Genomic DNA, 14,419 nt, shown 5'->3' with positions numbered 1-14,419 from the left:
CGCCGGCCGACGCGGGTGCGGCCCCCGCAACCGTCGGGACGGCGCCAAGGGTCGCGGCAGCCGACGCTCCAACCATCAGGTCTCTCCGATTCACGTCGTAATCTGCGGATCTTCCCATCGTGGTCTCCGGGCCTGCTGTAGGGGGCGATGGCACGATGGCGGGCCATCGAAGGGGATGCCCGGGGGCGAAACGGGCACCTTTGATCGACTCTAGGGTAGCGCCTCACCCCTCGTTGATTAGTGCCGTCTCGCCACATAGGGTCATGAGCCAAACTTATGGATCGGCGACGGCGCGGTCGCTGGCGGTCGCGCCCAATCAACCGACTGCATCGAAGAGGTCGCCGATGGCGCGCACGGACCTGACCGACCTGCTGTCCTTCGCGACGGTGTCGCGGGAAGGTAGTTTCACCCGCGCGGCGACCCGCCTGGGCGTCACGCAATCGGCCCTCAGCCATGCCCTGAAAGGACTCGAGGCCCGGCTCGGCGTGCCCCTGCTGACCCGGTCCACCCGCGGTGCCATCCCGACCGAGGCGGGTGAGCGCCTGCTGCGGATCGTGGGCCCGCAGTTCGAGCAGATCGAGGTCGAGCTGTCCGCGTTGACGGAACTGCGGGACAAGCCCGCCGGCACCGTCCGCATCACGGCGCCCGAGGACGCGGCGGTCACGGTCCTATGGCCGGTCCTGGCGCGCCTGCTTCCGGATTATCCCGATGTGTCCGTCGAGGTCGTCACCGAGCAGGCCTTGACCAACATCGTGGCCGAGCGCTTCGACGCCGGCGTGCGCATCGGCGAGCATATCGAGAAGGACATGGTCGCCGTGCGGATCGGGCCGGACATGCGCATGGCCGTGGTCGGGGCGCCGGCCTACCTGAGGAAGCGCCCGAGGCCCAAGCACCCCGAGGACCTCACCGCCCACAGGTGCATCAACCTGCGCCGGCCGACCCGCGGAGGGTTCTATCCCTGGGAGTTCGAGCGGAAGGGACAGGCCCTCGCCGTGCGCGTCGAGGGGCAACTGGTGTTCACCAGCCTACGCCTGATCCGGGACGGGGCGCTCTCGGGGCTCGGGTTGGCCTACCTGCCGGAGGACCACGTCGCGCAGGACGTGGCCGAGGGCAGGTTGGTCCGTCTCCTGAAGGACTGGTGCGAGCCCTTCCCGGGCTACCACCTGTACTATCCGAGCCGCCGCCAGCCCGCGCCGGCCTTCACGGTCATCTTGGAGGCGCTCCGATACCGAGGGTGAGCGGTCGGGAGTCAGCCGACCGTCTGGCCACCGTCCACCACCATGGCGTGCCCGATCGTGAAGGCCGCGAGGTCCGAGCACAGGTACAGCACGGCGGCCGCGATCTCCTCGGGCCTGCCCATCCGTCCGACGGGTTCCTGGGCGATCACCCGTGCGATGCCGTCCGGGGTGCCCCCGGTGAAACGCTGCATCATCGGGGTATCGACGATGCCCGGGCAGATCGCGTTGATGCGAATACCGTGCTTGGCATAGTCGAGGGCGGCGCTCCTGGTCATGCCGATCACGCCATGCTTGGTCGCGGCGTAGGCGGCCTGGCCCGCGAAGCCCCTCACGCCGGCACCCGACGAGGTGTTGACGATGGCACCACCCCCGGCCTTCAGCAGCAGCGGGACCTGATGTTTCATGCAGAGGAACAGGCCGCGCAGGTTGATCGCGACGAGGCGGTCGAAGTCCTCGTCCTCGATCTCGGCGACCGGCGCCATCGGCTGCTCGATGCCGGCGTTGTTGAAGGCGACGTCGAGCCGCCCGAAGGTCTGAATCGTCCGGTCGAGCGCCGCCTTCACGTCCCCGGCCTCGCTGACGTCGCACCGGACCGCGAGCACGCGTCCGCCGGCCTCCTCGATCAGCCGGGCGGTCTCGAGATTGCCCTCCTCGGATACGTCGGCGACCGTGACGGCGGCGCCGGCCTTCGCGAACGCCAGGGCGGCGGCGCGACCGATGCCGCTGGTCGCACCCGTCACAAAGGCGATCTTGCCGGTGAAATCATGGGCCAGGGACATCGGTTTCTCCAGGATGGGTTCGAAGGGGACTTCTAAAGCCGCTGTCGGGATCAGCGCGGCAGCGCGTAGGCGACGAGCTTGGTGCCGAGGCTGATGGCCAGCGGAGGCTTGCCGCCGGCCGCCACCACCACGAACTGGCGACCGCTCACCGGGCTTCGGTAGGTCATCGGCGTGGCGTTGCCGCCCCCGGGGAGCCGGGCCTGCCAGAGTTCGCGGCCGGTCGCGACGTCGAGGGCACGGAAGGTTCGGTCCATGCTGGCGCCGACGAAGACGAGGCCGCCGCGCGTGGTGACGGCGCCGCCGGACACCGGGGTTCCCACCGTCAGCGGCAGCATCGAGGGAATGTCGAGCGGACCGGTGTCGCGCACCGTCCCGAGGGGCTTCGACCAGAGCAGTCGCCCGCTCGTCAGGTCCACGGCGGCGGTCAGGCCCCAGGGCGGGGCGGTGCAGGGTACGCCGAGCGGCGACATGAACAACCCGCCATAGGCACCGTAGGGCGTGTTCAGCATCGGCCGGTCGGCGTCGCCGCCGGGGCTTTGGCCGTCCGAGAGCGTGAGCTGGCGCTGGTTCGCCACCTCGCGGGTCACGAGCTCGACCCGGTCGGGGAACCGCATCCAGTTGGCGATCATGATGCCCCGGTCGACATCGATGGAGGCGCTGCCCCAGTTCACGCCGCCGACCGAGCCCGGATCGATCAGGACGGGCTTGCCCAGGGTGATCGGCGTCAGGTGGCCCTCGTAGCGCGATTGCCGGAACAGGATGCGGCAGAGCATCTGGTCGAGGGGTGTCGCGCCCCACATGTCGGACTCCCGCAGGGTCGCGCCCCGGAAGGCCGGAAGGTCGAGGGAAGCGGGCTGTGTCGGCGCCAGGCGTTCGCCGGCACCGATGTCGCCCTGCGGCGCCGCCACTTCGGTGACGGGCTTGATGGGCCGACCGGTCTCGCGGTCGAGCACGAAGACCTCGCCGCGCTTGGTCGGCTGGATCAGGGCCGGGCGAACCCCGTTCGCGGTGGGCAGGTCGACGAGGGTTGGCTGCGATGGGGTGTCGTAGTCCCAGATGTCATGGTGGGTCGCCTGGAAGCTCCAGCGCAGGCGCCCCGTTTCGGCGTCGAGGGCGATGACGGCGCTGGAGACCTCCTCGTCGAACGGCCGGCGCAGGCCGCCGAAGTTGTCCGGCGTGGCGTTGCCCATCGGCAGGTAGACCAGCCCCAGCGCCTCGTCGGCGCTGATCGGCGCCCAGCTGTTAGGCGAGGACGGCGTATAGGTCTCGCCCGGGGGCGGCGCGCCGATGCGGTCGGGATGGCCGGGATCGAACGCCCAGGCGAGGTCGCCCGTGCGGGCGTCGAAGGCGCGGATCACGCCGGACGGGCCGCCCCAGAACTGGCCGTCGGGGATGCCGCCGCCGACCACCGCCTTGCCACGGATGATCTGCGGGGCCGAACTCACGTAGTACTGGCCTCTGGGATAGGCGCTGATGCCCTCGCGAAGGTCGACCCGGCCGTCCTTGCCGAAATCGGTGCAGGGCTGGCCGGTCGCCGCGTCGAGGGCGATCAGCTCCGGCGTCTGGCTCGCGGCGATGACGCGGTGCGCGCACGGGCCGGTCATGTCCGGCACGGCGTAATGGGCGACACCGCGGCAGGGCTTGCCGGAGGGCGGGGTGCCGTTCGACATGTCGTGGCGCCAGCGCTCGCGGCCCGTTTCGGCGTCGAGGGCGAGCACGCGGTTGTGGCCGTCGCACAGGTAGAGGGCGTCACCGACCATGATCGGCGTCGCCTCCAGGGCGGTCGCCGGTCCGGGTGTGTCGGGGCCGGTCTCGGCCTCCCACGCGACCTCGAGCCCGCCGACGTTCTGCGGGGTCAAATCGGCGAGCGGACTGAAACGGGTGCCGCCCTGGTCGTTGCCGAAGGCCGGCCAATCCTCGCGGTCGATCCGCGCGAGCGGTTGCGCCAGGGGGCCTGGGGCACGGTCGGCGATGCCCCGGCGAAGGATGGGTTCGGCCGGTCCGTCCGGGTGGAGAAGGCCGCCTGCCGCCAGGGCGAGGATGAGCGCGCCCGCGAAGGCCGGCCAGCCCAGGGCCGCCGCCGGCCGGCGTGGCCCGGCGCGTCGCACGGCAGGAAGCAGGAGCGCCAAGCCGAGGACGAAGGGCGCGAGCAGGCGGGGCAGGAGCTGCCAGGGCTCGAAGCCCACCTCCCAGACCGCCCAGGCGGTCGTCCAGATCAGCATCGCGGCATAGAGCGGAATGCCACGCGGATCGCGGGGCCAGACCATGATGCCGCTCGCGAGGACAGCGACCCCGGTCAGCAGGTAGTACGGCGATCCACCGTACCAGGCCAGCGCCGCACCCCCGGCACCGAGGCCGAGCCCGACGACCATGAAGAGGGCGGCAACCGCGCGTCTCGTCCAGACCGTCACGCGGCCGTCCGGGCCTGCCGCGGGCGCCGGCAGGGACACCGTTTCGTTGGTTCTCATGGTGGTGGTTTCCGTTGTCGGATCGGGGGCCGGCGTCATCGATGAGAGAAGAGCGGCAGTGCCTTCGCGAAGGCCCGGGAATGGAAGATCGTCGAGCCCTGGCCGCCCGCGCCGTCGTTCGTGACGATGAGGAGGTCGTCCGTGCCGGGCCGCAGCGCCATGCTGGTGGAGTTCAGGTTGTGGCCGTCGTCCCGGCCCGGCAGCAGCACCTGCCCGATAGGGATGCCGTTGCGGTTGAACGCGAGGATCCGGCCCTGGCCGTAGAGGGCGACATAGAGGTTTCCGTCGGAATCCACGCGCATCGAGTCGGGCGCCGGACCGGTGAAGTGGTAGGCCACCGTCGTCCCGAGCGGCGTGGGCGTGGTCGCGTCGGCGAGGTCGACCCGGTGCAGGAGGTTGCGGCCGAACTCGGTGATCCAAAGGGTCTTGCCGTCCGGGCTGAGCGCCACGCCGTTGGCCATGGCGAGGTTTGGCAGGACCGCCGTGACGGTCCCGAGGTCCGGCGTGACGTAGTAGGCGCCGCCCTTCGGGTCGGTGGAGGTGCCGCGGAAGTCGGTGAAGTAGAAGCCCCCCTGCGCATCGAAGACGAGGTCGTTGACCACGTGGCCCGCATCCGGGGCGATGACGGTCCGCAGATCCGATCCGTCCGGTCGCACCGAGACGATGGAGCCGCGCCTGAAGCCGCCGGTTCCGGCGGCGAAGATGCGCCCGTCCCGATGGATCGCGAGACCACCGAGGTTCAGGGCGTTGGCGGGCACGACCGTGGCGAGGCGCCTGTCGGGTGTGAGGCGCAGCACCCTTCCGGCCCCGGCATCGGTGAACAGCAAGTCCCCTGCCCGGTCGAAGGCCGGGCCCTCCAGGGGGATCCCCGCGTCGGAGACCTTGAACCAGGGCTGTGCGACGACGCTTTGCAGATCGCGCTCGCCGGGCGGAATGGGCACCGGTCCGCGCGTCCGCGCGTCGTACCCCAGCGCGCCGGGCGCCTCGTCGGCCAAGGTCCCTCCGGCCGTCCCCATGAGGCAGGCCAGGACGAGGAGAGTCCGGGCGAGGACCCGCGACCTCGGGGGCTTGCCCGTCACGGGGCCGGCTCGATGGTCACCGTGACCGGTCCGGGCTGGCGGAACGCATCGGGGATGCGGCTCAGCCGGCCCAGGCGAACGAGCCCGCGCGAAGATCCGAAATCCTTGTAGAAGATCGCGAGGTTGCCCCAGGGGGCGTAATAGGTGAGGTCGCCGGGCTCCGGGTCGATGCCGGCCGGCTCGCCCAGGACCGGGAGTCGCCGGGGCAGATCGGCGATCTTTTCGGTGGCGTTGTAGTCGGTCAGCTTCAGGGTGAGTGGCAGCAGCGCCCGGAAGGCACGGGCGGCCTCGCCGGGCTCCAGGGTCGCGGTGACGGTTTCGCCGCCGAACCGGATCAGGACGCTTTCCATCGCGGGCGCCTTTCTGGTGGGAGTCGAGGGTGGCCGCCGGTCCTGGGCGGGCTCTGCGTGGACGATGGCTCCTGCGGCCAGGCTGGAGGCCAGGATCACGGTCAGGAGCGTCGCGGCGCGTGCGCTGCGTTTCATGTGAGGGCCTCCTGCCCGTGCGGGGTGGAACCGGCTTCGAGCGGCCTCTGGCGCCAGGCGAGGGTGGCGGCGAGCGCCGAGGCGCACAGCGCGACGGCGCTGACGGCGAAGGTGGCGCGGTAGCCGCTCGCGTCGTAGGCGAGGCCGCCGAGGGTGGCGCCGAGCGCGATCGCCAGTTGCACCACCGCGACCAGCAGCCCGCCGCCGGCCTCGGCCTCGTCGGGAAGCGCCCGGCTCAGCCAGGTCCACCACGCCACGGGTGCCGCGGTCGCGACGAGACCCCATCCGGCGAGCAGGATGGCCGACGCCGCCGGAGAACCGCCGACCATCGTCAGGGCGACCGCGATGGCCGCCATCAGGAGGGGAATGACGATGAGGAGGCTGAAGAGGCGTGACGTCAGCAGGAATCCGATGAGGTAGCTGCCGATGAGCCCCGCCGCGCCGGTGCCGAACAGGATCAGGGAGAGCGTCGTCACGTCGACGCGCGGGACCGTCTCGAGGAACGGACGCAGATAGGTGTAGAGGGCGAACTGCCCCAGAAAGAACAGCGCCACCGACAGCATCCCGAGGGGGACCTGGCGCCGGCGCAGCACCCGGAACACCGTACCGCCCCGGGCCGTCCGGTCGGAGGGCATCGCGGGCAGGCTCATGAAAAGCCAGGCCAGCGTCACGCACCCCAGCGGGACGACGCAGAAGAAGGCCCCGCGCCAGCCGATGTGCGCCCCGAGGAAGCTGCCCAGCGGTGCGGCCACCGTGGTCGCCAGGGCGTTGCCGCCGTTGAGCAGGCCAAGGGCGCGCGGAAGCTCGGCGGCCGGCACGAGACGCATCACCGTGGCGGTCGACATCGACCAGAAACCGCCGATGACGACGCCGACTAGGGCGCGCCCGGCCATGAAGACCACGGTGTTCGGCGCGAAGGCCACCATCAGGCCCGAGGCGATCATCAGGACGGTGAGCGCCAGCAGAACGGTGCGGCGGTCGATCCCGCGGGTGGACGACGAGATGACGAGGCTCGTCAGCACCGCGAAGAGGCCGGAGACGGCGATGGCCTGGCCGGCGTGCCCTTCGGTCATCTGCAGGTCGGCGGCCAGCGGCGTCAGCAGGCTGACGGGCATGAACTCGGAGGCGATCAGCGTCCCGACGCAGAGGGTCAGTGCGAAGACCGCGCCCCATCCGGCGGCCGGTGTCTCGTGCCGGAGGGCAGCCTCGTCCGCGCAGGCTTCGTTCGGGTTCATGGGCAAGCCGCCGCTCCCAGGGTGTCGAAGGTCGAGGGCGAGATTCAGGCGCCGTACTGCCGGTCGGAGACTGTCTCCATCCAGTCGACGGGACTGCCGTTCAGCGCTTCCTGGATGGCCATGTGGCTCATCGCGGTGGTCGGGCCGGCGCCGTGCCAGTGCTTTTCGCCGGCCGGAAACCAGACCACGTCCCCGGGACGGATCTCCTCGATGGGACCGCCCTCGCGCTGGACCCGACCGCAACCGGCCGTGACGACCAGCGTCTGCCCGAGCGGATGGGTGTGCCAGGCCGTGCGGGCGCCCGGCTCGAAGGTGACGAGGGCAGCGCTGGTCCGGGCGGGCTCCGTCGCGTCGAAGAGCGGATCGATGCGGACCGTACCGGTGAACCACTCGCCCGGGCCCTTGCGAGAGGGCTGCGAGCCCACGCGTCTGATGTCCATGGCCATGCTCCGTCGTATCCGATCGGCTTGCGTGTCCGGACGGCTTGGAGCCGCCTGCGATGCCGGATCGGAAGCTAGCGCTCGAGATCGGACCCGATTAGATGTTCAAATGAACATGGGGTTATGAGCAGGACTTATGGATGTTGCGCGAGAGCCTCAACGACCTGAGCGCCTTCGTCGCCGTGGCGCGGGCGGGTAGCTTCACGAAGGCGGCTGCACAGATCGGGGTGTCGCAGCCGGCCCTCAGCCAGACCGTCCGGGCGCTGGAAGCGCGCCTCGGCATACGGCTGCTCGCGCGCACGACGCGAAGCGTATCGGCGACCGAGGCCGGCCAGCGCCTTCTCAAGGCCGTGGGGCCGCGCTTCGACGAGATCGAGGCCGGCCTCGTCGATCTGGCCGAGATCCGCGGCAAGCCGGCCGGAACCATTCGGATCACCGCGGACGAGCACGCGGCGCGAACGATTCTCTGGCCCGCCCTGCGCCGGGTCCTACCCGACCACCCGGAGATCAAGGTCGAGACGATCGTCGACTACGGCCTGACCGACATCGTCGCAGAGGGCATCGACGCCGGCGTTCGGTTGGGCGGGACGGTGGCCAAGGATATGGCCGCGGTCCGGATCAGCCCCGACATGCGCATGGCAGCCGTGGCGGCGCCCTCCTACCTGGCGGATCGTCCGATTCCGCGACGACCTGAGGAGCTCACCGACCATTCCTGCATCACCCTGCGCCAGCCGACGCACGGGGGGCTCTACGCCTGGGAGTTCGAGAAAGGCGGACGGAATGTCCGCGTCTGGGTGGAGGGGCAACTCGTCTTCAACACCGTTTCCCTGATCCAGGAGGCGGCGCTCGGCGGTTTTGGGATCGCCTACCTGTCACAGGACCAGGTTCAGGCATGCCTGGACGACGGCCGACTCGTTCGGGTGTTGGATGACTGGTGCCCGCCATTCTCCGGCTATCACCTTTACTACCCGTCGCGCAGCCGGCCTTCGCCTGCGTTCGCCCTGCTGGTCGAGGCACTGCGCTACCGGTCGTGACGGAGCATCGATCCGACTGCACTCCGGCATCCGGACAGCGACTCCCGATGGGTTGGTTCAATGGTGGTTCGGCCTTCCGGCCGTCAACGCGGCCCGGTCGATGACCTGAACTTGACCCCGACGAATTTCGACCAGGCCGCCGTCCGCCCATTCCCCGAGGAGGCGGCTGACGACCTCGCGCACGCTCCCGACGTCGGACGCGAGTTGCTGGTGCGTCTTCCAGACGATGCCGTGCGCGTCGGCCTCGGCCAGCAGCCGCCGGGCGAGGCGCTGCTCCAGGGGTGCGAAGGCGATTTCCTCGACGAGGTCGAAGACCGCCGACAGGAGCTTGGTGTAGTTGTCGAGGACGAAGTCCCGGAAGGCGGTGCTGTCCCGCATCAGCTGGCGGAAGGTGTCGGCCGGCAAAGCCGCCAGCTCGGTCCGCGCCTCCGCGACGCTCTGCGCCGGGAAGCCACCGCCCGACAGCAGGCACTGGGTGGTCAGGACGCAGGTGCCGCCGGCCCCGACCTTGTAGATCAGCATCTCCCGGCCGCCCTCCGACATCCGGAAGACCCTGGTCCGGCCATCGATGCACATGAGGTAATTCGCGCAAGGATCTTCGAGCTCGTAGGCGATCGCGCCCGCCTCGAGCGTGGGGAAGGCGACGGTGCCCCGCGCGAGTTGGAGATGGCTCGCGCTGAAATCCCGGACCACCGGAAAGCGCTCGATCCAGCGCTCGATCTGATGGGCGCTTTGCATGATGATCCTCCTCGGGCTGGCGGTCGTCGGTCGCCGCCATGCCCCGGTCGCTTCGATGCCCCGGTCGATGCATGAAAGTCTCGGGATCCACAGACCTCGGTGACCTGGGTCACAGACGGTTGCGAGCGCCCTCACTACCACCGTCGGCAGACAACAAGAATCCGTTCGGGCGACATCATGGGGAAGCATAGGCTTTCCCTGGGCTCGGGCGAAGTGACCGGGAGAAACCGATGCGCCGCCTCGCCCCCCTTCTGCTTGCGTCCATCCTCCTGGCCGCCCCGGCCCACGCCGAGCAGGATCTCCTGCTCGGGGCCGACATGGGCTCGGCGGCGATGACCACGGCCGAGATGACCCGGTCCGACGTCGAGGCGATGATCGCCAAGGCCGACGGCAAGCCCATCGACCTCTCCGACAAGGCACTCGCCGGGCTCGACCTATCGGGCCTGAACCTGAAGGGCGCGAACCTGCGAACCGCCCGCCTCAACACGGCGAACCTGCGTGGTGCCGACCTGACCGGCGCGAACTTGGAGCAGGCCTGGTTCATCAAGGCCGACCTCTCCGGCGCCAAGCTCGTCGGCGCCAAGATGTTCGGCATCACCGCCCGCGACGCGAACCTCAGCGGGGCCGACCTCAGCCGCTCCATGCCCATCGGCGACTTCAGGGGCGCCAACATGGCCGGGGCGACGCTGGTCGACCTCAAGGGGGGCGCCGACATCAAGAACCAGTCCATGGGCCTGATGCGCGCCGTCTTCGTTTCGGTGAACCTGAAGGGCGCCAACCTGAAGGGGGCGAACCTCGGTCGCTCGCGCCTGGAATACGCCAACCTGACCGATGCCGACCTGACCGACGTGGTGCTGATGGGCTCCGACCTGTCGGGCGCCAACCTCACGGGCGCGACGGTCACGGGCGCGGACTTCAAGAACGTCGACGTGAGCGGCGCCCGGCTCATCTCGCTCAAGGGCCAGGACAGCACGAAGGACTGGGCGGCCCGGGTGAACGTCGACCGCGCCATCACCCAGGCCGCCGATTGAGCCGCGTTCCCTCACCCGACCCTCGACCGCGCAGACCGCGTCCAAGACCACTCGTCGCATCCGGGATCGCCCCGGCTTCGGTGGCGATCGAGAACGCTTTCGCGCGAGGTCTTTATCCGATGCCCGAGACCCGTTCCGCATGCGCGGCCGCGGATGGTCGATCCGGTCCGTGCCGGATGCGATCCCACCGGTCTCGCCCGCGAGGTCGAGCCCTCGGGCCGGACCATTTGGGACTGGGTCGCCACCGGCGAGCCGAGGGATGGTCCGGCAAGTTCAGCGCACGGCCTCGATCGCCGCCTGCGCATCTTCGTGGTCTTCCGCCGTGGCGGAGGGTTTGTCCTGCACGGCCGCTGCGTGCGGTGCGCGGCACAGGGTGACCGAGATCGGGAAATGATCGGAGCCGACGCCGTCGAGCCGCTTCAGCCTGGACAGCAGAAAATGCTCGCTGAAGAAGACGTGGTCGAGGGGCCAGCGCGCGAAGGGATAATGCGCGTGGAAGGTCGCGAAGAGGCCACGACCCTGGCGGGGATCGAGGAGGCCGCTGATGTTCTGGAACAACTGCGTCGTGCGCGACCACGCCACGTCGTTGAGGTCGCCCGCAACGATGGTGGGGCCCTCCCCCTTCTCGATCTCCCGCGCGACCATGACGAGTTCGGCGTCGCGCGGCGCGCTGCTATGGCCCGGATGCGGCGGGCGCGGGTGGATGCCGTAGAAGGTCACCGGCTCGCCGTCGCCGAGGACGAGTGTCGTGCGCAACGACGGCACGTCCTCCTGAAGCAGGTAGCGGATGGTGGGGTCGCGCAGGGGCAGACGTGAGAAGAACAGCAGCCCGTAGGTGTTGTCCTGCGGCTGCTCGACCCGGTGCGGATACCGCTCGCGCAGCGGCGCCATCGCCGATTGCCAGGCGGCATCGGTCTCCAGCAGGAGGATGAGGTCCGGCGATTCCCTCACGAGGAGGTCGAGGGCGCGGGCGTAGTCCCGGTTGGACTCCAGCACGTTGAGGACGAGCAGGCTCAGGTGGGCTCCGGGGTCCCCAGCCGCAGCGGCCTTCGCCTGGGTCGTGGCCAAGGGCGTGAATGGCAGGATGTGGCGGGCCTGGAGGACGAGGGCGCCGGCCATCGCCACCGCGAGGACCAGAGCGGTCGCGTCGCGGCTGACGACGAGCAGACCGACGAGGCAGGCGGCGAGGGCGACGGCGATCTGGAGCCTCGGAAAATCGAGGCTGCGGACCAGGCCGACGTTCGTCCTGATGAGGGGAAGCGCGGTCGCCAGCACCAGGAGCGCCGCGATGCCCTTCAGGGCCATGGTCAAGAAGGTCACATCCGTCTCCATCGCCGCGGTGGTGGCCCGATCCGGCGGATCGACCGGACGGCGGGTCCGACCGCGGCACGGGTGGCCGTCGATACCGGGCGATCGCACCCAGGCGTCGCCCCCTTCCCCGCGAATACGACGCGGACCGGACCCCCGGATGACGCAATGACGTCGGACGGAAGGCGGTTCCGGTTTCACCTGCGGCCCGCCGCCGACCACGGCGACGACGGGCCGCCCGGACCTGTTGTAATAACATTACACTCGCTTCGTCCGATCACGGGGTTCGCACTTCGCGATTGCGTCCGCCGGCGGAGGGCCGTTAGTGCAACACTATCACATTGCACCGAGGCGACCATGTCTTCGTCGACGACCGTCCTGACCCGCATGGTTCCTCGCCGCGTGGTCCTGGCCACCCTTCCGCTCGCGGCCTGGTCGGTCGGTGTCCACGCGCAGACGGCGGCGCCCGTGACCCTCGAGGAACTCAGCGTGACGTCGCCGAGCCCGATCCAGCCCGGACGGGGGCTCGTCTCCGGGTCGAGCTTTCCCACGGGCGTCCTTCCGGTCGTGGCCGGCACCTATTCGCCGGTCACGGTGGTGACCCGCGAGCAGATCGGCCGCGACCAGCCGCGCACCCTCGGCGACGCCCTGTCGGACCGACCCGGCATTGCGAGCTCGACCTACGCGCCGGGGGCCGCCAGCCGCCCGATCATCCGAGGCCTCGACAACGCCCGGGTGCGCATCCAGGAGAACGGTATCGTCACCGGCGACGTATCGGAACTCGGCGAGGACCACGCGGTGCCGATCAACCCGCTGGTGTCCGACCGGATCGAGGTGATCCGCGGGCCGGCGACGCTGCGCTACGGATCGGGCGCGATCGGCGGCGTCGTGTCGGCCGAGAACAACCGCGTGCCGACCTTCATCCCGGCGGGCGGTGTGTCGGGGCAGGTCACCACCGGGTACTCCACCGTCGACAACGGGCGGCTCGGTGCCGCCACCGTCGATGCCGGCCACGACGGCATCGCGGTGCATGCCGACGGGGTCAGGACGGCCACCGATTCCTACGCGATCCCGGGGGGCATCCAGCGCAACTCCGCCACCGAGACGCAGGGCGGGTCGGTCGGCATCTCGGCCATCGGCGACCGGGGCTTTGCCGGCATCTCGTTCAGCCACTACGACGCCCTCTACCAGATCCCCGGCGGAGAGGCGGCCGAGAACCGCACCCGCCTCGATCCGCGCCAGGACAAGGTGCTGTCGCGCGGCGAGTATCGCCCGCTCGACGGACCGCTGGAGGTCATCCGCTACTGGGCCGGCTACTCGGTCTACCGCCACGACGAGCGCGGCATCGGCGGCAACGGCCTCGACGGCATCCAGGCGACGTTCAAGAACCGCGAAGCCGAGGGCAGGATCGAGCTGCAGCACGTGCCCGTCACCCTCCCCTTCGGCGTCCTCACCGGGGCGCTCGGCCTCCAGAGCGGGCGGCGGGTGATCTCGACCCAGGGCGAGGCCTTCCTGCCGCCGACCGAGTCGCGCTCGCACGCGCTCTACCTGTTCGAGGAACTCGCGGTCGGCAACGGGCTGCGCTTCCAGGGAGCCGGTCGCATCGAGGGCGACCGCCTCAACAGCACGGTGACGCAGTTCCCGCGCGACTACCTGCCGGTGGCGGACGAGGATCCGGCCCAGTTCGCGCTGACCCGCCGGTTCGCGCCCAAGAGCGCCAGCTTCGGCGCGCTGCAGGACCTCCCCTACGGCTTCGTGGGCGCCGTCAACGGTTCCTACGTTGAGCGCGGCCCCACCGGCTACGAATTGTTCTCGCAGGGACCCCACGACGCGACCGCGACCTTCGAGATCGGCGACCCGCGGCTCAAGCTGGAGCGCGCACGCACGGTGGAGGTCAGCATCCGCAAGGCCGACGGGCCGCTGCGGCTCGACGCGACCGGGTACTACACCCGCTACACCGGCTTCATCTACAAGCGCGACACCGGCAACCGCTGCGACGACGACTTCGCGTCCTGCGGCAGCGGCGACGAACTGCGCCAGATCGTCTACTCGCAGGCCAACGCCGCCTTCTACGGCGCCGAAATCGCGGCCCAGCTCGATGTCCTGCCGGTGGGCAACGGCTTTGCCGGCTTCGAGGCTCAGTACGACTTCGTGCGGGCGCAGTTCGACGACGGCTCCAACGTGCCGCGCATCCCGCCCCATCGTGTCGGCGGCGGCGCCTTCCTCCGGGCGGACGGCTGGTTCGCGCGCATCAACCTGCTGCACGCCTTCGATCACCGGGAGACCGCACCGTTCGAGACCGTCACCCCCGGCTACGACGACCTGCGCGCGGAGGTGAGCTACACCAAGCCCCTGGACCCGGCGGTCTACGGGGCGCGCGAGGTGACCCTCGGCCTCCAGGGTCGCAACCTCCTGGACAGCGATATCCGCAACTCGGCCTCGTTCAAGAAAGACGAGATCCTGCTGCCCGGCCGCAACGTCCGGCTCTTCCTGACCGCGCGGTTCTGAGGAGCCCCTCCGTCCGGCGAAGGCGGACCCTCGCGGGGCGGTGGCATCGGGGCAGCGTGTCGTTGCGCGAACGTTC

General features: G+C 70.2%; 12 protein-coding genes. 4 read left to right on the top strand and 8 right to left on the bottom strand.

The features are described from left to right. The first annotated feature begins 344 nt into the window (after positions 1-344). Positions 345-1,238 (top strand): LysR family transcriptional regulator, encoded by an 894-nt coding sequence (locus ASG59_RS09520; RefSeq protein ID WP_056282355.1) that lies wholly within the window; start codon positions 345-347, stop codon positions 1,236-1,238. Between the two features lie 11 nt (positions 1,239-1,249). Here ASG59_RS09520 and ASG59_RS09515 read toward each other — a convergent pair whose 3' ends face one another. Genes ASG59_RS09515 through ASG59_RS09490 form a run of 6 tightly spaced genes read right to left on the bottom strand, consistent with a single transcriptional unit; the run spans position 1,250 to position 7,724 of the window. Further along, positions 1,250-2,017: an SDR family oxidoreductase gene (locus ASG59_RS09515; RefSeq protein ID WP_056408556.1), complete on the bottom strand. Its 768-nt coding sequence runs from the start codon at positions 2,015-2,017 to the stop codon at positions 1,250-1,252. Positions 2,018-2,067: 50 nt separating this feature from the next. Further along, entirely contained in the window at positions 2,068-4,485 is a 2,418-nt protein-coding gene (locus tag ASG59_RS09510; protein WP_056408555.1) for a membrane-bound PQQ-dependent dehydrogenase, glucose/quinate/shikimate family, read from the bottom strand. Positions 4,486-4,520: 35 nt separating this feature from the next. Continuing rightward, the gene (locus ASG59_RS09505) at positions 4,521-5,564 is read right to left on the bottom strand and encodes an SMP-30/gluconolactonase/LRE family protein (protein ID WP_056408552.1); all 1,044 of its coding nucleotides are present in this window, start codon (positions 5,562-5,564) and stop codon (positions 4,521-4,523) included. Then, positions 5,561-6,049, bottom strand: coding sequence for a cyclophilin-like fold protein (locus tag ASG59_RS09500; RefSeq protein WP_244472306.1), 489 nt, complete (start codon positions 6,047-6,049; stop codon positions 5,561-5,563). Before ASG59_RS09500 ends, ASG59_RS09505 begins: the two co-directional genes overlap by 4 nt. Next, a complete protein-coding gene (locus ASG59_RS09495) occupies positions 6,046-7,284 on the bottom strand; it encodes an MFS transporter (protein ID WP_055883149.1) in 1,239 nt (412 codons plus the stop codon). Before ASG59_RS09495 ends, ASG59_RS09500 begins: the two co-directional genes overlap by 4 nt. Positions 7,285-7,328: 44 nt before the next feature. Further along, positions 7,329-7,724 carry a cupin domain-containing protein gene (locus tag ASG59_RS09490; protein WP_056408563.1) on the bottom strand — a complete coding sequence of 132 codons (396 nt, stop codon included), beginning with the start codon at positions 7,722-7,724 and terminating at the stop codon, positions 7,329-7,331. A gap of 140 nt (positions 7,725-7,864) precedes the next feature. On the opposite strand from ASG59_RS09490, the gene ASG59_RS09485 reads away from it, so the two are divergent. Then, positions 7,865-8,758: a LysR family transcriptional regulator gene (locus ASG59_RS09485; protein WP_056408548.1), complete on the top strand. Its 894-nt coding sequence runs from the start codon at positions 7,865-7,867 to the stop codon at positions 8,756-8,758. A gap of 57 nt (positions 8,759-8,815) precedes the next feature. Here the strand turns inward: ASG59_RS09485 and ASG59_RS09480 are convergent, their stop codons facing one another. Then, on the bottom strand, positions 8,816-9,496 hold the full coding sequence (locus tag ASG59_RS09480) for a Crp/Fnr family transcriptional regulator (RefSeq protein WP_056408545.1): 681 nt from the start codon (positions 9,494-9,496) through the stop codon (positions 8,816-8,818). Between the two features lie 230 nt (positions 9,497-9,726). Here ASG59_RS09480 and ASG59_RS09475 point away from each other — a divergent pair, with 230 nt between their 5' ends. After that, complete coding sequence (locus ASG59_RS09475) at positions 9,727-10,527, top strand: pentapeptide repeat-containing protein (RefSeq protein ID WP_056282372.1); 801 nt, start codon at positions 9,727-9,729, stop codon at positions 10,525-10,527. Between the two features lie 273 nt (positions 10,528-10,800). On the opposite strand, the gene ASG59_RS09470 is transcribed toward ASG59_RS09475, so the two are convergent. Next, on the bottom strand, positions 10,801-11,847 hold the full coding sequence (locus ASG59_RS09470) for an endonuclease/exonuclease/phosphatase family protein (protein ID WP_244475684.1): 1,047 nt from the start codon (positions 11,845-11,847) through the stop codon (positions 10,801-10,803). 345 nt (positions 11,848-12,192) lie between these two features. On the opposite strand from ASG59_RS09470, the gene ASG59_RS09465 reads away from it, so the two are divergent. After that, positions 12,193-14,343, top strand: a complete 2,151-nt coding sequence (locus ASG59_RS09465) for a TonB-dependent receptor (RefSeq protein WP_244475683.1) — start codon at positions 12,193-12,195, stop codon at positions 14,341-14,343. The last annotated feature ends 76 nt before the right edge of the window (positions 14,344-14,419 follow it).

Source organism: Methylobacterium sp. Leaf466, assembly GCF_001425565.1.
In the GTDB taxonomy this organism is placed as follows: domain Bacteria; phylum Pseudomonadota; class Alphaproteobacteria; order Rhizobiales; family Beijerinckiaceae; genus Methylobacterium.
Note: the sequence above shows the minus strand (reverse complement) of the source record. Positions and strands in the feature narration are given on the sequence as shown.

Excerpts from the sequence above, each read along its gene's own strand:
- ASG59_RS09465 (WP_244475683.1), top strand. The coding sequence starts at position 12,193 with ATGTCTTCGTCGACGACCGTCCTGACCCGCATGGTTCCTCGCCGCGTG.
- ASG59_RS09475 (WP_056282372.1), top strand. The coding sequence starts at position 9,727 with ATGCGCCGCCTCGCCCCCCTTCTGCTTGCGTCCATCCTCCTGGCCGCC.
- ASG59_RS09515 (WP_056408556.1), bottom strand. The coding sequence starts at position 2,017 with ATGTCCCTGGCCCATGATTTCACCGGCAAGATCGCCTTTGTGACGGGT.
- ASG59_RS09500 (WP_244472306.1), bottom strand. The coding sequence starts at position 6,049 with ATGAAACGCAGCGCACGCGCCGCGACGCTCCTGACCGTGATCCTGGCC.
- ASG59_RS09480 (WP_056408545.1), bottom strand. The coding sequence starts at position 9,496 with ATGCAAAGCGCCCATCAGATCGAGCGCTGGATCGAGCGCTTTCCGGTG.
- ASG59_RS09495 (WP_055883149.1), bottom strand. The coding sequence starts at position 7,284 with ATGAACCCGAACGAAGCCTGCGCGGACGAGGCTGCCCTCCGGCACGAG.
- ASG59_RS09510 (WP_056408555.1), bottom strand. The coding sequence starts at position 4,485 with ATGAGAACCAACGAAACGGTGTCCCTGCCGGCGCCCGCGGCAGGCCCG.
- ASG59_RS09520 (WP_056282355.1), top strand. The coding sequence starts at position 345 with ATGGCGCGCACGGACCTGACCGACCTGCTGTCCTTCGCGACGGTGTCG.
- ASG59_RS09490 (WP_056408563.1), bottom strand. The coding sequence starts at position 7,724 with ATGGACATCAGACGCGTGGGCTCGCAGCCCTCTCGCAAGGGCCCGGGC.
- ASG59_RS09485 (WP_056408548.1), top strand. The coding sequence starts at position 7,865 with ATGTTGCGCGAGAGCCTCAACGACCTGAGCGCCTTCGTCGCCGTGGCG.